The sequence below is a fragment of the Vibrio neptunius genome (assembly GCA_019339365.1).
GTDB classification, from domain to species: Bacteria; Pseudomonadota; Gammaproteobacteria; order Enterobacterales; family Vibrionaceae; genus Vibrio; species Vibrio neptunius.
Map to the genome: position 1 here is coordinate 901063 of CP079859.1, position 26187 is coordinate 927249.

Genomic DNA, 26187 nt, shown 5'->3' on the forward strand with positions numbered 1-26187 from the left:
TTACAGCATTTCATATTTCCAAATAAATCGAATCGTGCAATTGTATTCATCGTTATTCAACGATAAACTGAATTACACTCGTGGCTCTCTAACGGCATACGCACGTTACCCACATCCGCACAAACCAACAATTACACTGAAAACTATGTATGCATTAGAAATTGAACAACTTCGCAAAACCTATGCGGGGGATTTGAGGCGCTGAAGGGTATTAGCCTCAATGTCGCCAAAGGCGACTTTTATGCCTTATTGGGGCCTAACGGTGCCGGTAAGTCGACGACTATTGGTGTGATCTCCTCTCTGGTCAATAAGACTTCTGGCAAGGTTAGAGTATTTGGTTATGACACTGACAAAGATCTGGAGCTGGCTAAGCAACACCTAGGTTTAGTCCCGCAGGAGTTTAACTTCAATCAATTTGAAACCGTTGAGCAAATTGTTTTGCAACAGGCTGGATACTATGGGGTGTCACGCCCTTTAGCGAAGCAAAGGGCCGAAAAGTATTTAACCAAGCTTGATTTGTGGGAAAAACGTAACGAACGCGCACGAAACTTATCTGGAGGAATGAAACGTCGTCTGATGATTGCCCGCGCCTTAGTCCATGAGCCTAAGTTATTGATTCTGGATGAACCGACGGCAGGCGTCGATATTGAACTGCGCCGTTCTATGTGGGAGTTTCTTAAAGAGATTAACCAAGAAGGTATCACGATCATTTTGACGACCCATTACCTTGAAGAAGCTGAAATGCTATGTCGTAACATAGGTATCATCAGCAAAGGTGAGTTAATAGAAAACACCACGATGAAACACCTACTCGGTAAGCTGCATGTAGAAACCTTTATTTTTGATTTAGAGGAAGGCGTCGAGGTCCCTCTGTTGAAAGGTGTAAACAGTCAAAGTGTGGTTAATGGTTCGCTCGAGATTGAAATTGAGAAAACTCAGGGGCTCAATAGTATTTTCAGTCAGCTAACAGAGCTGGGAGTAAAGGTGTTGTCGATGCGCAATAAAGCAAACCGATTGGAAGAGCTGTTTGTCAATATTGTCCGTGAGGGAGGTCAGTAATATGTATCGCCTATATTGGACGGCCTTTCGCAGTTTGCTGACGAAAGAAGTTAATCGCTTTACTCGCATTTGGGTTCAGACTTTGGTTCCACCAGCCATCACAATGACGTTGTATTTCATTATTTTTGGTAGCCTGATAGGTTCAAGAATTGGAGAAATGAATGGCTTCAGCTATATGGAATATATAGTGCCTGGTCTTATCATGATGTCGGTTATCACTAACTCTTATTCAAATGTCGCGTCATCATTTTTCAGTGCTAAATTTCAGAAAAACATTGAAGAACTGCTCGTAGCTCCTGTACCAAACTATGTCATTATTCTTGGCTTTGTAATGGGAGGAGTGGTACGGGGCTTACTGGTCGGAATTATTGTGACTTTTGTTTCACTATTCTTTGTTGACCTGCAAGTTGATCACTGGGGAATTATATTCGCAACGGTATTCATGACTTCAGTTGTGTTCTCACTAGGCGGCTTAATCAATGCAGTTTATGCGAAGACTTATGATGATATCTCTATTATTCCGACATTTGTCCTGACGCCACTGACTTATCTGGGTGGTGTGTTTTACTCAATAAGTCTGCTACCTGAATTTTGGCAAGGTGTGTCGAAAATAAACCCCATCGTCTATATGGTTAATGCGTTCAGATACGGCTTTCTCGGGGTATCGGACGTGGGTATTATGACGTCATTCGGTGTTCTGGGTGTGTTTGTCGTTGCTTTGTATACCGTAGCCCATTACCTAGTGACTCGTGGGATAGGATTGCGTAGCTAGCAGTTTGCTGGGAACGGACTTCGTCCTATGGAGAGCGGGAGCGCTTCGCTTTTGGAAACGGGAGCGGGCTTCGCCCTTCGGGATTAATTGTCATTCCCTAGACTGACGAAGGAAGGAGTAGGGAATCTCTTACATCGAGTCGGTAGCTTGATGAGATCCCCAACTCGTTCGTTCCTTACTCTTGAGGATGACCATAAAAACAAAAAGGGTTGATACTCTCATATCAACCCTTCAAACTTTTCTCGCTTCTCGCTTCTCGCTTCTCGCTTCTCGCTTCTCGCTTCTCGCTTCTCGCTTCTCGCTTCTCGCTTCTCGCTATTCAGCGCTTTCCGAAGGCGCTTCAGCGGTTTCTTCTTCTTTTGATTCAACCACCATTTCGACAACTTGGTTATCGATCAGGCGAGCTTTACCTAAGAAAGCAGACATTAGAATCACAGCTTGAGTGGTATCGGCAGTGATCCCTTGCAGGGTGCGGGCATCGCGAATAAAGATCTCATCAGGCTGCAGGCCTGCTGCGCGTAGCTGATCATTCGCATCTTCAATCACAGATGCGTAGTCATCGCGTCCGCCTCGCATAGCACTGCTGATCCAACGCATTGTGCGAGCCAAAACAGGGGCACGCTGTCGTTCATCAATCGTCAGTAGGCCGTTGCGTGAGCTCATCGCCAGACCATCCATTTCACGAACAGTGGCCACGCCTACGATCTCTATGTCCATGGCTAAATCTTCAGCCATTTTGCGAATCACGGCGAGCTGTTGGAAATCTTTTTCACCGAAGCAAGCAACATCTGGCTGAACGATGTTAAATAGTTTAGTGACGACAGTCGCAACACCACGAAAATGACCGGGACGAGAAGCTCCTTCCAGGATGTTTGATAAACTAGGAACCTCAATTGAACTGTGTTTATCCAGACCTTCAGGGTAGATGATTTCTTGGGTCGGGGTGAAAACGAAATCTACACTTTCGGCACCTAACTTAGTGAGATCGTCTTCTAAAGTTCTTGGGTAATTGTTGAGGTCATCGCTGCGTTCAAACTGCATTGGGTTAACAAAAATACTCACCACAACAATGTCAGCGTGCTCGCGCGCTTTACGAACCAGAGTGAGGTGGCCTTCATGGAGGTTACCCATCGTTGGAACAAAGGCGATTCTGCGACCATCACGCTTATACGGTTTGAGCTGCTCACGGAGAGCGGCAATTTCAGCAAAAGTTTGCATCAGTCAAATCCTTACGCAATGGTGTGGGCTTCACCTGGGAAGGCACCACTTTCAACTTCGTCTTTGTACATAGCAACAGCTTTACGCATGTCACCTGTTTCAGCAAGGAAGTCCTTTGAGAACTTCGGCATGTAATTGGCTGAAATACCAAACATATCGTGCATCACTAGGATCTGACCATCGGTCGTATTACCCGCGCCAATGCCAATAACAGGGACATCGCATACTTCTGTAATGCGAGCGGCAAGCTCGCTTGGAACACATTCCAATAGAATGATTTGTGCACCTGCGTCTTGAAGCGCTAGCGCATCACGAACCATTCGATCTGCTTTATCTTGATCGCGACCTTGGACTTTGAAGCCACCAAAAATGTTCACTGATTGAGGTGTGAGACCAAGGTGAGCGCACACAGGGACCGCGCGTTCTGTCAGCATTCTTACGGTATCGACTAGCCAATCGCCACCTTCAATTTTTACCATGTTTGCGCCTGCGCGCATGAGCTTTGCGGCGCTGTCACAAGCTTGCTCTGGAGTGGCATAGCTCATGAATGGCATATCGGCCATTAACAAACAATTAGGGCTACCTGCACGTACACAACGTGTATGATAAGCAATTTCTTCTACCGTAACAGGTAACGTATCGCGTGTACCTTGCAACACCATTCCCAGTGAGTCACCAACTAACAGTACTGGCATCTCCGCACTTTCAAATAGCTGAGCAAAGCTGGCGTCGTACGCGGTGGAAGTCGCGAATTTACGACCTTCCTGCTTCCATTTCATCAGGTCGTTTATGGTAATTTTTTTCATGATTTTTCCTTTTAAGGAGTTGGCTATGATTGCCAAGTACGCAGACCGTTTTGCTTGACTACATTGAGTAGTTCTTCCAGTCTGGTCCCACATGGGAGGGTTAAATTTGGTGCGATTTCTGCGAGCGGATAAAGCACGAACTCGCGCTCCTTCATCCCATAATGAGGAACTGTCAGGCGCTCGGAATCAATCACCTCATTGCCATAAAGAACGATGTCTAAGTCGAGGGTTCTTGGCCCCCAACGCTCGTTCTTACGGACACGCCCTTGCTCTTGCTCGATCGCCTGTGTGCAATCAAGTAGTTCAAGTGGCGTTAATTCAGTGTGGATCTCTACCACCGCATTAATGTAATCCGGCTGGTTTTGTGGTCCCATCGGAGTGCTACTGTACAGCATAGAAGTCCGACAAAACTCTGATCTTGGTAGCTTTTTTAGAGCTTCAATCGCACTTTCTGCTTGAGTCACAGGATCGGCAAGATTACTGCCGACAGCAATGTATGCCGTGATCATGATGATTGAGCCTTGCTCTTTTTCTTACGAAATGGCTTGCGACGTCGCTTCTTGCTTGGCTCAGGCGAATCAACATCGAGATCGGCAACCATGGCTTGGCGCATGTTACGTCCAGCGTTTTGGAAGGTTTCCCACCATTTTGCTAGCTGTTCAGTTTCACCACCTTCAATCTCTCCTCGCATTTCGAGGAAGTCATACCCCGCTCTGAACTTATTCAATTCCATCAAGCGGAAGGCGCGTTTGCCATTTCGGCGTGGCATGCGCAGTTGTAACTGCCAAATTTCTCGAATAGTGGCGGTATGGCGGCGTGGTATGGCAATAGTACGAACCTGATCATCAAGAATGTAGTTGCTCGCTTCCATGATAGCGTCGTAGTAAGGCAGTTTGCGCTTTTCCATCAGTAGGGCAGCACGAACCTGCAACGGATACCACAACATAGCAGCGAACATAAATGCAGGGTTGATACGTTTGCCTTCTTCTATGCGTTGATCGGTTGAATCAAGAACTAAGTCAAGCATCTGTTCTGTTTTGGAAGCGTAGTCTGCAGTGAAATCAGCAGAGATGATAGGGAACAATTGCTGGAAAAGATTGTATTCGCGCATCAGGTGATAAGTTTCTAGACCATATCCTGATTGCAGCATCTTCAGTGACTCTTCATACAGGCGTGCCGATGGAATATCACGTAGCAGCGGTGACATTTCTTCTATAGGTGCGGCCGTTTCTTCTTCGATATCGAAGTCGAGCTTTACGGCAAAACGAATGGCACGCAGCATGCGCACTGGATCTTCACGATAACGCGTTTCAGGGTCGCCAATCAGGCGTACTAATCGGTCTTCTAAGTCTTCATTACCGCCAGCATAGTCATGAATCGCATAATCACCGATGTTGTAATACATTGCATTGATGGTGAAATCACGCCGCTCAGCATCTTCATCTATGGTGCCATAGACATTGTCGCGTAACAGCATCCCTTCTTTGGATTGTTGAGAGATGTTTTTACTGGTTTCCTGATGGTGACCACGAAATGTCGCTACCTCGATGATGTCGCGGCCAAACATGATGTGTGCGAGACGAAAACGGCGACCAATTAAGCGGCAGTTTTTAAACAATTGACGAATTTGCTCAGGAGTGGCATTGGTAGCGATATCAAAATCTTTCGGGCTTTGACCCAGTAGTAGATCGCGTACGCCACCACCGACTAGGAAGGCCTCAAAGCCTGCACCATGAAGTCGGTATAGCACCTTCAATGCATTGTCACTGATTTGTTTGCGAGAGATATTATGCTCTTGGCGAGTAATAATGTTCAGAGATAGCTCTGGATAATTTTCTTTTTCGCTTGGTGTATAGTCGTTTTTATTCATGTGCTTTAGTGACTCGTCACGCTGATCTCTTTGGTTGTGAGCTGCGTTTGAATGTGCCTAGTCAGGACTTGCTTCTGATTCTGTTTATGCCCTAGGGGCGGATTTGCGGCTAATGATAGCTCACAGTGAGCGATTTGAGAATATTGGTGTGATCTCAGTCGAGTCTGGTAACTGGTTAACTTGCCAGTTTGAGACTCCCCACTCAATGATTTCTGGGACATTAGCTTGCTCTATTTCCTTTGGCATCTCAAAACCTAAAAAACGCATTGCTTCGATTAAAGCTGGTTTAGGCTTGCAGTTATCAATGGCTGGTGCGTGATTTTGCTTGGATAATTTATGACCATTTTTATCCAGTGCCAATGGCAAATGGAGGTAGCTGATAGGGGGTACCCCCAACACTTTGTACATACTTATTTGGCGACCTGTAGGCTCAATTAAATCTGCACCCCTAACCACTTCTGTGACCCCTTGATCAATGTCATCCAATACTACTGCAAGGTTGTAAGCAAACAATCCATCTCGACGCTTTATAATAAAATCTTCATCTGCCAGTTGACTAGGGATACTTAATTGTCCGTGTTTTTGATCGTCAAAACAATAAACAGGATGTGTCATGGTTAAACGCACGGCACATTCTTTTTGATTGTCGAGTAGCCGATGACGACACGTACCATTATAAAAGCCACCCATGGCTTTGACTTGCTTACGAGTACATTGGCAATAATAGGCTTGGTATGAGCCCAACCACTGTTCAATCTGGGCCTGATATCGCTCATGTCGTTGGCTTTGATATACAACCTCACCATCCCAGTGGAGTTGATACGCGTCGAGCGTACGAAGGATCAAGTCTGTAGCGCCTGGCATCTCCCTAGGCGGGTCGAGATCTTCGATTCTAACCAACCATTTTCCCTGTTGGGCCTTGGCTTGAAAGTAGCTGCCTAAAGCGGCGATCAAAGAGCCAAAATGCAATGGGCCAGAAGGGGATGGTGCAAAACGGCCTGTGTAACTCATCATTTATTATCGTATCAAAATCAAAAAGGGAGCGTATGCTCCCTCTTACCGTGTTTATTAACAGCGAATGCTTAGCCTTGCATCTGCTTTTCTTTAATTTCTGCCAGCGTCTTACAATCAATACACAGGTCAGCGGTTGGGCGCGCTTCAAGGCGACGAATGCCGATTTCGACACCACAAGAATCACAGAAGCCAAACTCGTCTTCTTCAATTTTGTTTAACGTTTTCTCTATTTTTTTGATGAGACGACGTTCGCGATCACGGTTACGAAGTTCAAGGCTGAACTCTTCTTCTTGTGATGCACGGTCAACTGGATCTGGGAAATTCGCCGCTTCATCTTGCATATGGTGAACGGTGCGATCAACTTCTTCCCTGAGCTGGTTGCGCCATGCTGTCAAAATTTTTGTGAAATGAGCCATTTGTTCCGGTGACATGTATTCTTCACCAGCCTTCTCTGTATATGGCTCAACCCCTGCAATGGCTAGGATGCCTAGCGCTTTTTTCTTCGGTTCTGGCATGCAGCATCTCCTACTAACACCTAATCAACTGCGCTCGCAGTTAGATTTTAAGGCGGCTATCTATAGCAAAAAGAACAATATGAGGCAAACTCTGGAGCGTAAACTTGTCGTCAATGTGAAGATGACATCATTTTTTTCTCAACAGGTGAAATCGATGCGTTCCATCAATTTCATCTCAGTGTTTGAAAGCTTTGCTTTGTAGCACAAAACTTCCACCCCTTGCTCTTGTGCGCTTTTCAACAATTGTGAATATTTTGCGTCTATATGGTGTGCTGGAGAGACTTTTTCAATGCCTGAATGTAAAACAGTGAACAAAAGTACTGCTCTGCTTCCATTTTGTGCCATTTCTGTGAGCTCTCTCAGATGCTTCTGGCCACGAGTGGTCACTGCATCGGGAAAATAGCCCTGTCCTTGCTGCTCTTCATCTAACAGCGTAACACTTTTTACTTCTATATAGCACGTTGGTTGATGTTGTGACTTGAGCAAGATATCAATCCGACTATTTTCAATGCCGTATTTCACCTCTGTCTTCAGCTCTTCATAGCCCTGTAATTCACTGATAACTCCCGATTCAATGGCCTCTACCGCCAACTGATTGGATCTCGCAGTGTTAACGCAAATATAGTACCCATGCGAGGTTTGTGTCAGTTCCCAGCTGTTAGGGTATTTGCGTTTCGGGTTGTCGGATGTGGAGTACCAAACCGTGTTGCCCGCAGTTGCACACCCTGTCATCGCGCCAGTATTGGCACAATGTATAGTACGTTCGCTGTTGTCGGGCAATAGGATGTCTGTCAAAAAACGTTTATAGCGTTTAATTAGGATTGCTGATTCGAGTTGGGGATCAAACTTCATTTGGGACTGGATTTATGTACAATACTCACATTATTACACCATAAGGTTTTTCCATTGTCACAGCTGCCTATCGAGAGCGTGATGCATGAGCTACTCTCAAGCGTGCGAACTCGTTCTCAAGTTATCCTCAAAGCTGCGCCCGGTGCCGGTAAATCGACCCGCTTTCCTCTGCAATTACTTCGTGAGAACGTCGTGGATGGGAAAATTATAATGCTTGAACCTAGACGCCTAGCCGCACGCAATATTGCTCGTTATTTGGCTCAGCAACTGGGAGAAAAGGTCGGACAGCAAGTAGGATATCGAGTGCGGGGAGAAACCCAGATAGGCCCAGAGACTAAATTAGAGATTGTTACCGAAGGAATCCTGACCCGAATGGTCCAGTCAGATCCTGAACTGGATGGTGTCTCACTGCTAATTTTTGATGAATTTCACGAGCGTAGTATTCATGCTGATACCGCCTTGGCATTTAGTCTTGAGATTCAAGATGCTTTTCGAGAGGATCTAAAACTGGTGGTAATGTCGGCAACACTTGACCAACGAGCATTGAGACAACTGATGCCGGATGCGGCATATATTGAATCTCAAGGTCGCAGTTTTCCCGTTGAATATCGCTATCAGCCACTAAAGCCCAATGAGCGATTGGAAGAGGTGATGGCCAAGCAAATTGCTTCGCTAATGAGCAAAGAATCCGGTTCTGTTTTGGCTTTTTTACCTGGTGTCGCGGCAATAAAGCGTGTTGCTGATAGAATGAGTGACCTGCCAGATAACGTCGAAGTATGTCCTTTGTACGGGCAACTTGGTTTTGCTCAGCAGCAAGCGGCCATTCAGCCAGCACCAAATGGTAAGCGTAAGGTGGTGCTAGCGACCAATATTGCTGAAACGTCAATAACCATCGAAGGAATTCGCTTGGTCGTGGATGCAGGGTTAGAACGAGTCGCGAAGTTTGATTTAAAAAGTGGTGTGACAAAACTGGAACAAAGCAGAATTGCGCAATCTTCAGCGGTACAGCGGGCTGGTCGTGCTGGGCGTATTGAACCCGGAATTTGCCTGCGTCTGTATAGTGAAAGCCAGTTGAATCAGCAACCAGAAGTCCCACAGGCTGAAATTCTTCACTCAGATTTGGCAGCATTAGCATTAGAATTAGCACAGTGGGGCGCAGCGAGTGCTGCTGAAATGAAATGGCTCGATGTCCCTCCTCAGAATAGCCTGAATCAATCACGTCGTTTGCTCAACAAACTGGGGCTTTTGGATGACAAATACCAGTTAACCGAACATGGCCGCCTAACAAATGAACTCGGCGTTGAGCCGCGAATTGCGGCGATGTTGGTGCACACTGAACTGCAAGTTTGGAAGAATACAGCCTCAGCGGTGGCGAGTTTACTAGAAGAACCGGAACATAACGTCCTCGATTTCATGCACAGTGTTGATCGCTTTAAGCGCGGTGTTCACAGTAAACAGAAAGTCGCGCAGCAACGTGGCCAAGTGTTAGCACGTAAATTGTCGATCAATTTTTCTCTTGAAGCTGTTGATGAGTCATTAGTCGCCGTGATCTTGGCGACGGCTTTTCCTGACCGTATCGGTCAACGAAGAAAATCGCAGACGGGGAAGTTCTTATTGGCGAACGGTCATGGTGCTGAAATGGCCGATGATGAACGCCTCGCGACCGCTGAGTATCTGGTAGTCGCTGATCTGATGCGCAGCTACTCTGATTCCTCGAGAATTTTTCTTGCTGCGGAACTAGACATCGTTGCAATCGAGAAATGGCTTCCTCAATTGATTGTGGCAAAAGAAAGTGTCGATTGGGATGAGCGCAAAGGGCGATTGATAGCAGAACATCAACGTCATTTGGGGCGCTTAGTGATTGAGCGTTGTCCACTCCCTGAGCCAGATAAACAAAAAATGACCGAGGCTTTACTAAATTGTGTACGTCGCAAAGGGCTGGATATATTAAACTGGTCGGATAGAAGCAAAGACACTCTTGAACGCATCCGATGTGCTGCTGAATGGTTGCCAGAACATCAATGGCCCGGTGTTTCCGATGCAGAATTGTTGGAGAATCTTGAGACTTGGTTAGAGCCTTATCTGGTTGGAGTAAGTTCAATCAAAGCGCTAGCTAAAGTGGATTTGGAACCTGCTCTGATGGCCTATATAGCTTGGCCACTTAATCAGGAAATTGACCAATGGCTGCCGACACACTACGTCGTACCTACAGGTTCGAAGAAGAAGATACGCTATCAACAAGGCCAAGAGCCTGTGCTTTCTGTTCGTATGCAAGAAATGTTTGGTGAGCAGAGGTCGCCAAACATTGCTGATGGCCGCAAAACGTTGGTTATGGAATTACTCTCTCCAGCACAACGGCCTCTCCAAGTCACAGGTGATTTAGCGAGCTTCTGGTCTGGTGCCTATAAAGATGTGCAAAAAGAAATGAAAGGGCGCTACCCCAAGCATGTTTGGCCAGACGATCCGGCTAACCATATGGCAACGACCAAAACTAAGCGACAACTGTAATCATGACCAAGAAAAAAACACCTGCGAGCAGTAAAACCAAAGCAACGAAAAAGCCTGCTCGCAAGCGGGCAACAGTGAAACGTAAAACCACGCCAAATGGCCAACGTCGCTGGTTAAAAACTCTATGGGGGGTGACTTGGAAGCTAGGTTTAGCTGGGTTTGCTTTGTTATTGTTTGTCGGTATTTACCTAGACAGTGTGGTTAAACAGCGTTTTGAAGGACAGTTGTTTGACTTGCCGACCGTGGTTTACGCTCGCATTCTTAACCTTTCTCCGGGTGATTCGATCTCGATTCAGGAAGTTCGCAATGAACTCGATGTACTCAATTACCGCAAAGTACGTCAGCCCCGTTATCCAGGTGAATATTCGTCGTCGTCAACCAAAATTGAACTGATTCGCCGCCCGTTTGAGTTTACCGATGGGCCCGAGCCAGATCGCCATGTGATGCTGCACTTTGATGGTTCAAGCTTACTTCGTATTCAGTCGCTCGAATCACCGGGAGACCTTGGCTATTTGCGGGTCGAGCCGAAGATGTTGGGGATGTTGGAGAAAAATCACGATGAACAGCGCCTGTTCTTAAGGCGTGATCAGTTTCCTGAGGTCATGGTGGATGCGTTGCTGGCGACTGAAGACAGAGATTTTTATCAGCATGATGGCGTCTCACCGTTTGCCATTGTCCGTGCATTAGTTGCCAACGTTAAGGCGGGTCGCACGGTGCAAGGGGGAGTACCCTAACGCAGCAGCTCGCGAAGAATATTTTCCTCTCCAGTGACCGAACGCTGTGGCGTAAGGTCCGTGAAGCCTACATGGCATTGATCATCGATTATCGCTACAGCAAAGATCGCATTCTGGAAGGCTATCTGAATGAAGTGTATTTAGGGCAAAGTCGTGGAGAAGCCATTCACGGCTTTGGACTGGCTTCTCGCCTATATTTTGGACAGCCGATTCAAGAACTGCGCATTGACCAGTTGGCGTTGTTGGTGGGTATGGTTAAGGGGCCATCTTACTACAACCCAGTGCGTTTCCCTGAGCGAGCCAAAGAACGTCGAGATTTAGTGCTTCGTCTGATGATGCAGCAGGGGATCCTGAGCGCTAACCAGTACGACATGGCAGCGAGTCGTCCGCTGGATATTCAGGATAATCCGCGTATTGCCAGCCGGCAACCGGCTTACTTCCAGCAGTTGAAGATTGAGCTGAAAGAGAAAGTGGGTGAGGCGTTTCAGTCGGATATTGGCCTCAGGGTGTTTACATCTCTCGATCCGGTTTCTCAACAAGAGTTGGAGCAGGCCATTGCCAAGAAAATACCTCAGCTTAGTAAAATCGCAGGCAAATCGCTTGAAGGGGCTGCAATCGCCGTTGACCGCCATACCGGAGAGATTCGCGCTATGGTCGGAGGTAAGCGGACAGGCTATGACGGATTCAATCGTGCGTTGAACGCCAGTCGTCAAATTGGCTCACTAGCCAAACCAGCGGTCTATCTCACTGCTCTGGAACAGCCTGATAAGTACAATCTTGCTACCACTTTGCACGATAAACCCATCAGCCTTAAAGGTTCAAAAGGCAGTGTTTGGTCGCCGCGTAACTATGATCGTAAGTTCCGGGGTGATGTCCCTTTGTACATGGCGTTGGCAAAATCTCTCAATGTACCGACAGTGCAGCTGGGTATGGAGCTCGGCATTCCAAATGTTGTCAATACTTTGGAAAAGTTGGGGGTCGACCGCAATGAAATCCGTCCAGTGCCATCAATGTTTCTTGGTTCTTTCACATTGACGCCATTTCAGGTCGCGCAGATGTATCAGACGTTGACCAATTCGGGCAAGAAAGCGCCATTGTCTGCGCTGCGTTCTGTGGTTGACTTAGAAGGTAATGCCCTTTTTCAGTCACTGCCGCGCATGTCTCAAACTATCGACCAGCAAGCCGCTTGGCTGACGACCTATGCTATGAAACGCGGCGTTTTGGAGGGCACTGGCCGTTATCTTAATCGCCAGTTTGCCTGGGCGGCGTTAGCCGGAAAAACCGGGACCAGTAACGATACGCGTGACAGCTGGTTCGTTGGTGTTGACGGACGCGAAGTGACAACTATCTGGCTTGGCCGAGATGATAATAAGCCAACCAAACTTACGGGCTCCAGTGGTGCGTTAAGAGTCTATGCGGAATATCTCAATCACCGCATACCGGAAAAGCTGTCGCTACCTTGGCCAAAAGGCGTCAGCACCCTCGGTTTTGCATCCACAGAACAAGGCAGCCTGCAACTGGACTGTAAGAATTCGTTTAAGTTACCCGTTTGGGATAAAAATGGTGTGCTTCAACAACAATGTGACAGTCAGCCTACTCAGTGGATAAAGAACATATTGAGTTGGTAAACAGTTGCTTGTGTCAATAATATAAAACTATCGACTTCTTTACGTATGCGAATAATACGGGAACTCTAGAGTGAAAAAACTAGTCTGGCTTTTATTTACATCTGCGTTTGTGTTACCACGCATGGCGTTTTCTGATACAAGAGAACTTGCCGTACCAGAACGGCCAAAAATCGCGGTGGTCCTAGCTGGTGGTGGTGCTAAGGGGGCGGCGCACATCGGTGTTTTGAAAGCGCTTGAAGAGCTCAGAATTCCAGTTGATTACATAACGGGCACCAGCATGGGGGCTTACGTGGGTGGCTTGTACGCAACTGGCATGAGTGCGGACGAGATTGAAACCCTGACCGAGACCATAGATTGGAACCGTGGCTACCGTGATCGGGTTGATCGCAGCCAGCGTCGTGTGCGTGACAAAGAATACGAAGACAGATTCCAACTGACGACAGACTTAGGTCTTCGCTGGGGGAAGTGCGTGCTGCCCGTGGCATCGTGCAAGGACAAGGAATGCTAAAAATCCTACGTGAATCGTCTGGCAACCTTCCACCGTTTAAATCTTTTGATGAACTCGCCATTCCTTATCGTTCAGTTGCAACCGACATTCTTGAGCTCAAACCTGTTGTCATCGAAAATGGTTACCTTGTTGATGCCATGATGGCTAGCATGTCAGTTCCGGGAGCCTTACCACCCTACGAACTCAATGACCAGCTTCTGGTGGATGGTGGGGTAACCAACAATATGCCTGTCAATGTGGCGAGAGATCTAGGCGCAGATATCGTTATTGCCGTTGATATCAGCACTGATTACAAAGACGAAGATGATTTTACTACTCTGTTCTCCGTAGCGGATCAATTGTCGAATTATTTAGTGCGCAGTACGACTAATCGCCAAGCGAAGACGCTGACGGAAGACGATGTGTTCCTTAAGCCACAAGTTGGTGATATGGAAACGACAGAATTTGACAAGATGCCTGAAGCGTTCAGAAAAGGTTATCAAATTACTATTCAAAACAAAGAGTTACTCAAACGCTACAGCGTGTCTTCATCTGAGTATCAGGATTACGTTGATCACAAAGAAGATGTACGCAGAAAGCTGCGATATGGCGACGAAATCACCGTTGATAAGATTGTTGTCCATAATCACACTCACTATAGTGATGCCATACTAGAGAAACATTTGGGCCTTAGTGCAGGTCATCGCTATAAAACGTCGGAAGTTGAGCAGAGTATTCAGAATCTTTACGCGTTAGATCGTTTTGAATTGATCACTTATCGCTATGATAAAATTGACGATCAGGACGCCTTAATTGTAAACGTCAAAGAAAAGTCTTGGGGTCCTAACTATGTCAACTTCCGTTTCTTCCTGGAAGATGACTTTGATACTGACAGTCAATACGCAATAGGGGTATCGACCAATTTTACCAATATCAATGAGTTTGGCGCTGAGCTGACTCTTAATGTTGAAATGGGCACAGATAAACTCATAGAAGGGGAATTTTACAGCCCGATTTTTTCCAGTTCTGACGTGTTCACTACTTTGGGCGTCACGTTCAGCAATGAAAAGGTCAATGTGTCTAACGATGTAGGGGAAGTGCCGTCACTCAAAGCGACTCAAGATTTTTTCCCGATATCGTTTACTGAGTGGGAATCTGAGTGGGCTGTGGGTTACCAAGATACTTTGTGGCGACGATTTAAAGTCGGTGTCAGATACACTGATGGCTCAGGAGAACTCGCGTCGCTGCCATCATTGGGTGACGTCTCATTTAAGCGATTAGGTGCGTTTGCCAATTATCGCATCGATACCTTAGATAACTACAGTTTGCCCAATAGAGGGCTGTACTTGAATCTGGATTACCTAGTGTCACATGATGAAAGTGTCGGCAGTTCAGGTAGTGTTTTCGCAGGTCATGATGAAGATACGGCTTATGAATATGGTGCTAAGATCGTCTATGCCAATAGCTTCTCGCGCCATACTTTGGTTGCGAACCTCGATGTTGGAGTGGTAGAAAGCAAAAATTCTTCTCTTATCATCGACCCCAAAGAGCTTGGCGGCTTCCTCAATTTATCTGGTATCCCACGTAATAGCTTGATTGGTCAGAACAAAGCGTTTGGTAGTTTGGTGTATCGCTACCGTTGGTTCGACAATGACTTTGGGTTGTTTTCTTCACCATTTTACTTAGGTGCGTCTTTTGAATACGGTGGTGTTTGGTCAGATCCAAGCATCAAACTCGATTCGGCGCCATTGTACGCTGCAGGTTCTCTGTTTGCCGGGGTTGATTCTCCCGTTGGGCCAATCATGTTTGGCTATGGCAGAACAGAACAAAACTACGATTCTATATACTTGATTATAGGGACGAGTTTTAAATAGTTATTTAATAATTCATTCAATCAATCATCTATTATCAAAGCAGGGAATTGATGAAATTAAGCAAAGAAAATCATAGAACTTTAGTCTTAAGTTGCTATGTTGGTCAAAATGATGAGATTTTAATTTATCGTTAAATTTGCTATCCTACTGCCCACAGTTTGGCCTCTCTGGCACTGTTTCTCACTCAAGATGAATGAAAAATATGGCAAAAAGGAGAGCCAAGTTTCCAAGGATGTTCACTTCGTTACGTTGAATAATAGTAATAATAACGGAGGAACCGCAATGAGAGGAAAAAGTCGTGCTTGAAGCCTATCGTAAACACGTCGCAGAGCGTGCTGCTGAAGGAGTTGTTCCTAAACCACTAGACGCCGAGCAAGTTGCTGGTCTTGTCGAACTTCTGAAAAATCCCCCTCAAGGTGAAGAAACTGTAATTCTTGACCTACTAGAAAATCGTATCCCACCTGGCGTAGATGAAGCTGCATATGTCAAAGCAGGTTTTCTGACGGCTATTACCAAAGGCGAAGTGGAATCGCCACTGGTAAGTCGTGAAAAAGCAGCTGAGTTGTTGGGTACGATGCAGGGTGGCTACAATATCGCTCCGCTAGTTGACCTTCTTGATGATGACGCGTTGGCATCTATTGCTGCAAAAGCACTATCTCACACTCTACTCATGTTTGATGCTTTCTATGACGTAGAGGAGAAAGCGAAAGCAGGTAACACTTACGCACAGCAAGTACTGCAATCTTGGGCTGATGCTGAGTGGTTTACCTCGAAAGAGAAAGTTGCTGAGAAAATTACCGTTAAAGTATTCAAAGTCACTGGTGAAACTAACACCGATGACTTGTCTCCGGCGCCTGATGCATGGTCGCGCCCAGATATCCCAGTGCACGCGAAAGCGATGCTGAAAATGGAACGTGATGGTATCAACCCAGACGAACCAGGAAGCGTTGGTCCTATCAAACAAATCGAAGAGCTACAAAAAGATGGTATTCCATTGGCTTACGTCGGTGATGTCGTGGGTACCGGTTCTTCACGTAAGTCAGCGACTAACTCTGTACTTTGGTTCATGGGTGAAGATATCCCATTTGTACCAAACAAACGTACAGGCGGTATCTGTTTAGGCGGTAAGATCGCACCAATCTTCTACAACACGATGGAAGACTCAGGTGCACTACCAATTGAGCTAAACGTTCAAGACATGAACATGGGTGACGTGATTGAAATTTACCCATATGAAGGTGTTGTGCGCAAAGGTGGCGCAGAAATTTCAAACTTTGAGCTGAGCAAGGTACTGCTTGATGAAGTGCGCGCTGGTGGCCGTATTCCATTGATCATTGGTCGTGGTTTAACAAGTCGTGCTCGTACTTCGCTTGGCCTAGAAGAAAACGATCTGTTTGCGAAGCCGATTGATCCTTCCGCATCAAGCAAGGGTTACACACTGGCTCAGAAGATGGTCGGTAAAGCATGTGGCGTTGAAGGTGTTCGCGCTGGTCAATACTGCGAACCTAAGATGACGACAGTCGGTTCTCAGGATACAACTGGCCCTATGACGCGTGATGAGCTAAAAGACCTTGCGTGTCTTGGCTTCTCAGCTGATCTAGTGATGCAGTCATTCTGTCATACTTCTGCGTATCCAAAACCAGTCGACGTCAACACGCACCATACGTTGCCTGATTTCATCATGAACCGTGGTGGTGTCTCTCTTCGTCCAGGCGATGGCGTTATCCACTCATGGCTAAACCGTATGCTTCTTCCTGATACTGTTGGTACAGGTGGTGACTCGCACACTCGTTTCCCTCTGGGTATTTCATTCCCAGCTGGTTCTGGTCTAGTTGCGTTTGCTGCAGCGACAGGTGTTATGCCGCTTGATATGCCGGAATCAATCTTGGTTCGTTTTAAAGGCGAAATGCAGCCAGGTATCACGCTACGTGATTTAGTTCATGCGATTCCTTACTACGCCATTCAACAAGGTCTATTGACAGTTGAGAAAGCGGGTAAGATTAACGAATTCTCTGGCCGCGTGCTTGAGATTGAAGGTGTTGAACACCTAACGGTTGAGCAGGCGTTTGAGCTTTCAGATGCTTCTGCAGAGCGTTCAGCGGCTGGTTGTACAGTTAAATTGTCTCAAGAGTCGATTGAAGAGTATCTAAACTCGAATATCACCATGCTTAAGTGGATGATTTCCGAAGGTTACGGTGACCGTCGTACTATCGAGCGTCGTATCACTGCGATGGAAGAGTGGTTGGCGAAGCCAGAGTTGATGGAAGCAGACGCAGATGCGGAATACGCTCACATCATTGAAATCGACCTAGCAGAAATTGATCAACCTATTCTGTGTGCACCAAACGATCCAGATGACGCTCGTCTACTTTCTGAAGTTCAGGGTACCAATATCGATGAAGTCTTCATTGGTTCTTGTATGACTAACATCGGCCATTTCCGCGCTGCAGGTAAGCTACTAGAACAGTTCGGTGGTCAGTTAGATACTCGCCTATGGGTGGCTCCACCAACGAAGATGGACCGCGATCAGCTAACCGAAGAAGGTTACTACGGTATATACGGCCGTGCTGGTGTTCGTATTGAAACGCCAGGGTGTTCACTATGTATGGGTAACCAGGCACGTGTGGCAGATAAGGCGACAGTAATGTCAACGTCGACACGTAACTTCCCGAACCGTTTAGGTACCGGTGCTAACGTTTATCTTGCTTCTGCTGAGCTTTCGGCGGTTGGTGCGATTCTAGGTAAGATTCCCACTAAGGAAGAGTATCTAGAGTACGCGAAGCAAATCGACGCGACAGCCGCAGATACCTACCGTTACTTGAACTTCCATAAGATGGATCAGTACACTAAGAAAGCGGACTCAGTGATTTTTCAAGAGCCTGCATAATTAGCTCTGGAACACTGAATGGCTGACTAAGCGCCCACCTTAAGGTGGGCGCTTTTTTTGGACAATGGGAACGGACTTGGTCCTATGGAACGCTTCGCTCTAGATGCGAGAGTAGTAGGATCTATTCTAATTCTGTCATTCCCTAGACTGACGAAGGAAGGAGTAGGGAATCTCTTCAAGTATGTCGTTGTTTTAAAAGATCCCCAACTCATTCGTTCCTCATTCTTGAGGATGACGAGAGTGAGTTGCAATTAATCATAAGAATGGAGTTTGTCGTCTATACCTCGCCTCACACCTTTAGTCCTTGTATACTCCCGCCCATTGAGTTAGGCAGAACCGCAAGAGGCGCCCTATGGAATTTGAGTTTATTAGAAACACTTTAATGGGCGAGTACTACGTTAAGTCGAGTATGGGCCATGAAATTGCTGGTCGCTGGTTGCAGGAAGAAATCGGTAAGGATTGGCAGAAGATAGAGCAGGTCGAGTCTATGCTAGAGGCTGTACACCAGTCTCCACTTCAGGAACACACCATGCTGGGTACTGAGATTTCCATCTCTATTCATGGTGATGAAGTCACCATTCAAGAGAATGTGTTGGCGCATGGGGAAGCGATGGCAGAAGACAGCGAGTTTAATTTTTATGACAGTGAGAGTACGGCCAGTTGTGGCTTAGATGACTTTGAGCTACTGATTGAACAATGGAAAGGTTTTCTGACCACCAAATAAATCTGCACTGATATAGTGAAGAATGAAATTATTGCCTCATTATTGTGATAAAGGCGCACCGTTATGGTGCGCCTTTTTGTGTATTTGGCCCTCTGCGATTAATAAATCATTAATTATCAAATGCTTAATAAGTTGGCATGTCACTTGGATTATTAAAGATAAAAAGGATGACAGCTTCAGAGAGGATGCGATGAAACTTATTAATGCGATTATCAAACCATTCAAATTAGACGATGTTCGAGAGGCTCTTGCTGATGTCGGTATCGAAGGTATGACGGTATCCGAAGTGAAAGGATTTGGGCGTCAGAAAGGCCACACCGAGCTTTATCGTGGTGCAGAGTATCAAGTGGATTTCCTGCCTAAGGTGAAACTCGAGATAGCAACACAGGCTGAAAATGTAGACCGCGTGATTGAAGCTGTATCCAAAGCGGCGCACACAGGAAAAATCGGTGACGGAAAAATCTTTGTTTATGACCTGAGCCAGGCAGTGCGCATTCGTACTGGTGAAATGGACGCTGAGGCGCTTTAAGAATTCAAAGAACTGGAGATAAAAAAATGGAATTAACAACCACAGTAACCGAATTACGTTATGCACTAGACACTTTTTTTCTTCCTCATTTCAGGTGCGTTGGTCATGTGGATGGCGGCTGGTTTTGCCATGCTTGAGGCGGGTTTAGTTCGTTCAAAGAACACCACTGAAATTCTGACCAAAAATGTTTGCTTATATGCAATTGCATGTACCATGTATTTGGTCGTTGGCTACAACATCATGTATGTCGACAATGGTGAAGGCGGCTGGCTACCTTCATTTGGTACGTTGATAGGAACACAAGGGGAAGGCGCAGACCACTCTCTAGAATCTGACTTCTTCTTCCAAGTGGTGTTTGTTGCGACAGCTATGTCTGTTGTGTCTGGTGCGGTCGCAGAGCGAATGAAGTTATGGTCATTCCTTATTTTCTCAATGGTACTTACGGCATTTATCTACCCAATGGAAGGTTACTGGACTTGGGGAGGAGGTTTCTTGTCAGAAGCGGGATTTAGTGACTTTGCTGGCTCAGGTATTGTACACATGGCGGGTGCAGCCGCGGCATTAGCAGGTGTATTACTGTTAGGCGCTCGAAAAGGCAAATACGGGAAAAATGGTGAGATTTACCCAATTCCGGGTTCGAACATGCCCCTTGCGACACTGGGTACCTTTATCCTTTGGTTCGGTTGGTTTGGTTTCAACGGTGGTTCTCAGTTGATGGTCTCTGACTTTGAGAATGCAACGGCAGTAGGTCAAATCTTCCTCAACACAAATGCGGCAGCAGCAGCTGGTGCGATTGCCGCTCTTCTGGTGTGTAAAACGACGTGGGGTAAAGCAGACCTAACGATGATCCTCAATGGTGCATTGGCTGGTCTGGTTGCCATCACTGCCGATCCGCTGTCTCCATCGCCAATCTATGCCGTGGCTATTGGTGCAGTATCGGGCGCACTTGTCGTGTTCAGTATCATTGCGCTTGATAAGCTCAAGGTTGACGATCCAGTGGGGGCGATTTCGGTGCACGGTGTATGTGGTTTCTTCGGCCTGATGGTTGTGCCACTGAGTAATGGTGATGCAACGTTTGGTGCTCAGCTATTGGGTGCGGCGGTTATCTTTGCTTGGGTGTTCGGTGCAAGTCTTGCGGTGTGGGCAGTGCTTAAAGCAACGATCGGAATCCGAGTGTCTGAAGATGAAGAATTGGAAGGTATGGACATGCACGATTGTGGTGTGGGTGCCTACCCTGAATTTGTGACTGTGAAATAAGTTCGAACAAGACACAGACTGTTACAAATAAAATACTCAAAAACCTGCCAAGTTCGGCAGGTTTTTGCGTTTTACAGCATTGTTTTCTAAATCATCATGAATATAATAACGCAACTGATAAACGTTATCATTACGAAGTTAAAGGACTGAACCAATGAAAAAACTGCTGACTCTTTCTGCTCTGGCATGTGCGACATTAGCACCGACTGCGATGGCTGCTGAAGAAGTGAACGTCTACTCTTACCGTCAACCTTTCCTAGTTGAACCTATGTTCAACGAGTTCACTAAAGAAACAGGCATCAAAGTAAACGTTAAGTTCGCAAAGAAAGGCCTAGCAGAGAAACTAGCTCAAGAAGGCGAGTACAGCCCAGCTGACGTGATTCTGACGGTAGACATCAGCCGTTTGTCTGAGCTAACTAAGCAAGACTTGGTTCAGTCAGTAGAAAGCGCTGTTCTTGAAAAGAACATCCCAGCTCAGTACCAAGATGCTGACAATGAGTGGTTTGCTCTGACAACCCGTACTCGTAGCGTTTACTCTTCACGTGACCGTGTTGGTAAGCTAGGTGATGATTTCACGTACGCTGATCTTACTAAGCCTGAATTCAAAGGCAAAATCTGTACTCGTAGTGGTAAGCACCCTTACAACGTTTCTCTCGTCTCTTCCATGATTGCTCATAAAGGCGAAGCGGAAACTAAAGAGTGGCTAGAAGGCGTTAAAGCTAACCTAGCGCGTAAACCTCAAGGTAACGACCGTGCACAGGTTAAAGCGATTAAAGAAGGTCTATGTGACGTTTCTCTGGGTAACAGCTACTACCTAGGTAAGATGGTGAACGATAAAGAGCAGAAAGCGTGGGCTGATGCGGTTTACATTAACTTCCCTAACCAGAAAACAACTGGTACGCATGTAAACATCTCTGGTATGGCAATGGCTAAGTACTCTCCGAACAAAGAGAACGCACTTAAGCTGATGGAATTCCTAGCGGGTGATAAAGCTCAAAGCATGTACGCTGAAGTGAACTACGAGTACCCAGTGAAAGAAGGCGTTAAGCGTTCTGACCTAGTAGCATCTTGGGGCGATTTCAAAGCTGACACGATTTCTCTCGATGAAATTGCCGACCACCACGCAGCAGCAATCAAGCTTCTTGATGAAGTGAAGTTCGACCTGTAATCGTTCGACGCTTTATATACACAACCTCAAGTCGCTCTTTTACAAGGGCCACTTGAGGTTGTTTGTTTATAAGGGTATAACAGACCCTTAAGCGTATTGAAGGTATATGAGATGTATTAGCAAGTGCATTTGATTGATGTATACCTGTGATTGTTAGGCGATGAAAGAAAATAATTATTTATGGAAAACCAGTAGTGGGACGTTAGCCCTGCTACTGGTTTTGCCGATCTTAGCGATATTCCTTACCTCTATCGGCGAGACGGATGACCTGTTCTCGCATCTGATGTCGACGGTAATGCCAACCTATACCTTTAATACGGTAGTCTTGGCCGCAGGTACGATGGCTCTGTCCCTAGTTTTTGGTATCCCTTCTGCTTGGATTATGGCCATGTGTCGGATACCCAGCGAGCGGATTTTACAATGGGCTTTAGTGTTGCCTCTGGCTATGCCGGGTTACATCGTTGGTTACATCTTTACTGATTGGCTCGACTTTGCCGGACCATTACAAATTTTGCTGCGTGATTTAACAGGTTGGGGCCCCGGAGATTATTGGTTTCCAGATATCAGAACGTTGACTGGCGCTATCATTGTGCTGGCATTGGTGCTTTACCCTTACGTTTATCTGCTGTGTCGTGCTGCATTTATGGAGCAAAATGTCTCTTTGCTGCAATCAGCGCGCTTACTAAAATGCTCTCCTTGGGAAAGTTTCTGTCGTATCTCGCTTCCACTTGTCCGCCCCTCCATTGCCGTCGGTCTGTCGTTGGTTGCAATGGAAACCATTGGTGATTTCGGTACGGTGAGCTATTTCGCCGTCAATACTCTGACCACTGCGGTTTATGATACCTGGCTCGGTTACTCAAGCTTGACCGCGGCCGCTAAGATTTCTGCCATTATGTTGGTGTTTGTGATTCTCCTGCTTAGCGCAGAGCGCTACAGTCGTCGTAAACAAAAACTATTCCAGAATCAGTTCAGTAGCCGGGAGGACTTTCGTTACGAGTTATCAGGCTGGAAGAAATGGCTGGCGCTGACTTGGTGCTGGGGACTGGTTGCGATTGCATTCTTGTTCCCGTTGATGCAACTGGTGATCTACGCTTATAAGTATTTTGCACAGAGCTGGACACCGGAATTCCGAGAATACGCGTTGAATAGCCTCTACGTTTCGCTATCGGCGGCCGTTATTGGGGTAATTGTCGCTATCACCGTGAATTTTTATAATCGCTTAGCAGCTAACCGTCAGGGGCTGGCGTTCATGCGCTTGTCTTCTATGGGGTACGCGGTACCGGGGACCGTGTTGGCGATCGGGGTAATGGTCCCGGTTTTGTTTATGGACCATTTGGTCAATGACATTGCCAAATTTATGCAATGGGGTAGGCCGGGGCTGGTTTTTTCAGGCTCAATGTTTGCGCTTATTTTTGCCTTGGTCGTCCGATTTTCTGCGGTTGCAATCGGCAGTATTGAAAGCAGCTTAAATAAGGTTTCGCCCTCTCTGGATATGGCTTCCCGCACTATGGGGTGCAATTCCAATCAGATGTTGTGGCGAGTGCATTTCCCTTTGATTCGCCGTGGTGCCTTAATTGCTGGCTTGTTGGTTTTTATTGAATCAATGAAAGAGCTGAATGCAGCGTTGCTGCTTAGGCCTTTCAACTTCGAAACATTGGCAACCTATGTCTACAACTTTGCCTCTGACGAACAACTCGAATTGGCAGCCCTACCTGCGGTGCTGCTGGTATTAGTCGGATTGATTCCCTTAGTTATGGTTAACCGTTCACTGGAGCATACACACTGATGAGCTGTGCATTATCAATCAATAACTTAACTTGTAAGTACGATGAACAGACAACCGTATTGGAATCTCTGTCGCTAGAGGTGGAACACGGTGAGATTGTTTGCTTACTAGGTGCGAGTGGCTGCGGGAAGACCACTTTACTTAAAGCGATTGCGGGCTTGTTGCCGCTCAGCTCAGGCTCAATGAGTTTGAACTGTATGACGATTGACGACGGTAAACACTGGCTGCCGCCTGAGCAGCGTAATATTGGTATGATTTTTCAGGATTACGCCCTTTTCCCACACTTAACTGTTGAAGAAAATGTGGCTTTTGGTCTGAAGACGTTGGCTAATGGTGATAGAAAAGCCAAAGTGGCAGAAATGCTTGAGCTGGTTCACCTGACAGGTTTTGAGGGGCGCTATCCGCATCAGTTGTCCGGTGGACAGCAGCAGCGTGTGGCTATTGCTCGCTCATTAGCATACAAACCTGACCTACTGCTGTTAGATGAACCCTTTTCTAACATAGACACTCAGGTTCGACACGAGTTAATTGCAGAAATCCGTAAGATCTTCAAAAAGCATGGCGTCACGGCGATATTTGTTACTCATAGTCGGGAAGAGGCGTTTGCCTTCGCCGATAAGATGGCGGTGATGAACCACGGCGTGATTGAACAGTATGGTACGGCGAGTGAGCTTTACTATCAGCCTTCGAGCAAATTTGTTGCGGATTTCTTAGGAGGCGGCAGCTACTTGATCGCGAAGCGTGTGTCTGAGTCTGAGTTTGAAACTGAGTTAGGGGTGGTTGAGGCGCAAGCTCAGCAAGAAATTCAGCTACAAGCGGAATGTGAGCTATTGCTGCGTCCACAGCATGTTCAGATCAGTGCGACTGAGGAGAGTAGTGTGACGGTTTTGGAGCAACAGTTTATGGGTGACCATTGCCGTTATGTGATTGATGCCAGTGGTAGCCGATTGTTGGCCAGTTCCGCGGAGCCACTGTCGATAGGTCAACCTGTCTCGGTTAAAGTTGAAACGCAAGGTGTATTGGCTTTTTAAATAACAAAACACCCAGCAAATCGCTAGGTGTTTTGAGCTCTAGGCTAGTTACAGTTGTAAGAATGTTTTGAACTGTTCAACGATGCCTTCTGCGGTCTCCTTGTCCGCCATCTCTGCAAAGATACGCAGAAGAGGCTCGGTACCAGAGAATCGGGCAATGACCCAACCGCCATTTTTGAAATAGACTTTAGCGCCATCTTCGTAGCTCACGCGTTCAATTTCAAACTCAAACTGTGGTAGTTGCTTCTCGACATATATCTTGTGGTGGAGTGCCTGCTTTTGTCCGGCTTTAAAGCTACAGTCTCCTTCAGCCGTATAGGCGTAGCCGTATTTGGTATAGATTTCATCAAGCAGCTCAGAAAGCTTTTTGCCTGTCACTGAAATCATCTCAACCAGCAGACTGGAGGCAAACACGCCATCTTTACCTTTGATATGGCCGCGAATGGTCAAACCGCCCGAGCTTTCACCACCGATCAACGAATCATCGGCTTCCATTTGCGAGCTGATGTGCTTAAAGCCGACGGGTACTTCAAAGCTCTTCTCACCGTGGTCAGCTGCTATTTTGTCGAGGATATGAGTAGTCGCAATGTTACGAACTACGGAGCCGGACCAGCCTTTGTACTCAAGCAAGTAATAGTAAAGCAGGATCAGCACTTCATTAGGGTGAATAAAGTGACCTTTTTCGTCGATGATGCCGAGACGATCAGCGTCACCATCGGTACCAATACCAATATCGTAACCTTGCTCTGCAACAAGATGTTTTAGACGATATAAAGTGGCAGCGCTGGGAGACGGCATCAAGCCACCAAAGTCAGGGTTTTTGCCATCGTTAATCACATCAACGTCACAGCGACCATTGATCAATACCGTTTGCAGCGCGTTTTTAGCCACACCAAACATAGGATCAATCAGTACACGTAAATTGGCTTTTTTGATCGCTTCTATGTCGATAAAATCGATAATCGAATCGACGAATTCGTTCATTGGGTTAATGATTGTAATCAGTTTATCTTCAACCGCCTGCTCAAACTCTACGCTTTGCACTTTATCGCCAGTTAAAGCTGCAATTTGAGTTTCGATCTTTTCAGTGATTATCTCATCGGCATCACGGCCCCCTTCAATAAAGACTTTAATGCCGTTGTAATCTGCTGGGTTGTGGGACGCAGTAATGCATGCCGAGTAGGCACAACCCATCGCTTTGGCTTTAAACATCACAATTGGCGTCGGAACAAATTTGTCGATGAAGCTAACGGGAATATTGTTAGCAGCAAGCACCTCGGCGAACCAGCGCCCCGCTTTATCGGATAAAAAACGACGGTCATAACCAATAATGAATCCTTTGTCGGCGACTTTCTCGTGGTTGATGATGTTTGCCAGCGCTTGGGCAACCAAGCGAACATTGTCTTTGGTAAACTCTTCACCGATAAATGCGCGCCAGCCACCAGTACCAAACTTAATCATTGCTTTA

General features: G+C 46.5%; 16 protein-coding genes and 4 pseudogenes. 12 read left to right on the forward strand and 8 right to left on the reverse strand.

The genetic code is table 11. From position 1 onward, the window contains the following. The first annotated feature begins 145 nt into the window (after window positions 1-145). Together KW548_04435 and KW548_04440 are read left to right on the forward strand one after the other, a co-directional pair. Window positions 146-1059: pseudogene (locus KW548_04435) on the forward strand (ABC transporter ATP-binding protein). 1 nt (window position 1060) lies between these two features. Continuing rightward, complete coding sequence (locus KW548_04440; GenBank protein QXX07288.1) at window positions 1061-1831, forward strand: ABC transporter permease; 771 nt, start codon at window positions 1061-1063, stop codon at window positions 1829-1831. A gap of 315 nt (window positions 1832-2146) precedes the next feature. Here KW548_04440 and panC read toward each other — a convergent pair whose 3' ends face one another. From panC to sfsA, 7 genes are all read right to left on the reverse strand, one after another. Then, window positions 2147-3049, reverse strand: a complete 903-nt coding sequence (gene panC, locus KW548_04445) for a pantoate--beta-alanine ligase (GenBank protein ID QXX07289.1) — start codon at window positions 3047-3049, stop codon at window positions 2147-2149. 11 nt (window positions 3050-3060) lie between these two features. Then, complete coding sequence (gene panB, locus KW548_04450; protein ID QXX07290.1) at window positions 3061-3855, reverse strand: 3-methyl-2-oxobutanoate hydroxymethyltransferase; 795 nt, start codon at window positions 3853-3855, stop codon at window positions 3061-3063. A gap of 23 nt (window positions 3856-3878) precedes the next feature. Beyond that, complete coding sequence (gene folK, locus KW548_04455; GenBank protein QXX07291.1) at window positions 3879-4364, reverse strand: 2-amino-4-hydroxy-6-hydroxymethyldihydropteridine diphosphokinase; 486 nt, start codon at window positions 4362-4364, stop codon at window positions 3879-3881. Then, on the reverse strand, window positions 4361-5725 hold the full coding sequence (gene pcnB, locus KW548_04460; protein ID QXX07292.1) for a polynucleotide adenylyltransferase PcnB: 1365 nt from the start codon (window positions 5723-5725) through the stop codon (window positions 4361-4363). The genes folK and pcnB overlap by 4 nt, the downstream gene beginning before the upstream one ends. Before the next feature lie 120 nt (window positions 5726-5845). Further along, window positions 5846-6736: a tRNA glutamyl-Q(34) synthetase GluQRS gene (gene gluQRS / locus KW548_04465; protein ID QXX07976.1), complete on the reverse strand. Its 891-nt coding sequence runs from the start codon at window positions 6734-6736 to the stop codon at window positions 5846-5848. Window positions 6737-6807: 71 nt separating this feature from the next. Continuing rightward, window positions 6808-7254, reverse strand: a complete 447-nt coding sequence (gene dksA / locus KW548_04470) for an RNA polymerase-binding protein DksA (GenBank protein QXX07293.1) — start codon at window positions 7252-7254, stop codon at window positions 6808-6810. A 138-nt stretch (window positions 7255-7392) separates the two neighbouring features. Next, window positions 7393-8106 (reverse strand): DNA/RNA nuclease SfsA, encoded by a 714-nt coding sequence (gene sfsA, locus KW548_04475; GenBank protein ID QXX07294.1) that lies wholly within the window; start codon window positions 8104-8106, stop codon window positions 7393-7395. A 54-nt stretch (window positions 8107-8160) separates the two neighbouring features. Between sfsA and hrpB the strand changes: the two genes are divergently transcribed. The 10 genes and pseudogenes from hrpB to KW548_04525 all read left to right on the forward strand — a co-directional run bounded on the left by hrpB (window position 8161) and on the right by KW548_04525 (window position 24719). Continuing rightward, window positions 8161-10614: an ATP-dependent helicase HrpB gene (gene hrpB / locus KW548_04480; protein QXX07295.1), complete on the forward strand. Its 2454-nt coding sequence runs from the start codon at window positions 8161-8163 to the stop codon at window positions 10612-10614. Between the two features lie 2 nt (window positions 10615-10616). Then, window positions 10617-12976, forward strand: a pseudogene (gene mrcB, locus KW548_04485) (penicillin-binding protein 1B). Between the two features lie 121 nt (window positions 12977-13097). Continuing rightward, window positions 13098-15337 (forward strand): annotated as a pseudogene (locus KW548_04490) (patatin-like phospholipase family protein). Window positions 15338-15635: 298 nt separating this feature from the next. After that, window positions 15636-18224 (forward strand): bifunctional aconitate hydratase 2/2-methylisocitrate dehydratase, encoded by a 2589-nt coding sequence (gene acnB, locus KW548_04495; GenBank protein QXX07296.1) that lies wholly within the window; start codon window positions 15636-15638, stop codon window positions 18222-18224. Between the two features lie 352 nt (window positions 18225-18576). After that, window positions 18577-18948 carry a YacL family protein gene (locus KW548_04500; protein ID QXX07297.1) on the forward strand — a complete coding sequence of 124 codons (372 nt, stop codon included), beginning with the start codon at window positions 18577-18579 and terminating at the stop codon, window positions 18946-18948. Window positions 18949-19138: 190 nt separating this feature from the next. Next, a complete protein-coding gene (glnK, locus tag KW548_04505; protein QXX07298.1) occupies window positions 19139-19477 on the forward strand; it encodes a P-II family nitrogen regulator in 339 nt (112 codons plus the stop codon). Window positions 19478-19503: 26 nt separating this feature from the next. After that, window positions 19504-20734, forward strand: a pseudogene (locus KW548_04510) (ammonium transporter). 154 nt (window positions 20735-20888) lie between these two features. After that, on the forward strand, window positions 20889-21902 hold the full coding sequence (locus tag KW548_04515; GenBank protein QXX07299.1) for a Fe(3+) ABC transporter substrate-binding protein: 1014 nt from the start codon (window positions 20889-20891) through the stop codon (window positions 21900-21902). A gap of 160 nt (window positions 21903-22062) precedes the next feature. Further along, complete coding sequence (locus tag KW548_04520) at window positions 22063-23688, forward strand: iron ABC transporter permease (GenBank protein QXX07300.1); 1626 nt, start codon at window positions 22063-22065, stop codon at window positions 23686-23688. Further along, the gene (locus tag KW548_04525; GenBank protein ID QXX07301.1) at window positions 23688-24719 is read left to right on the forward strand and encodes an ABC transporter ATP-binding protein; all 1032 of its coding nucleotides are present in this window, start codon (window positions 23688-23690) and stop codon (window positions 24717-24719) included. The genes KW548_04520 and KW548_04525 overlap by 1 nt, the downstream gene beginning before the upstream one ends. A 48-nt stretch (window positions 24720-24767) precedes the next feature. Here the strand turns inward: KW548_04525 and KW548_04530 are convergent, their stop codons facing one another. Continuing rightward, window positions 24768-26180 (reverse strand): phosphoglucomutase/phosphomannomutase family protein, encoded by a 1413-nt coding sequence (locus tag KW548_04530; protein ID QXX07302.1) that lies wholly within the window; start codon window positions 26178-26180, stop codon window positions 24768-24770. Window positions 26181-26187 lie beyond the last annotated feature (7 nt).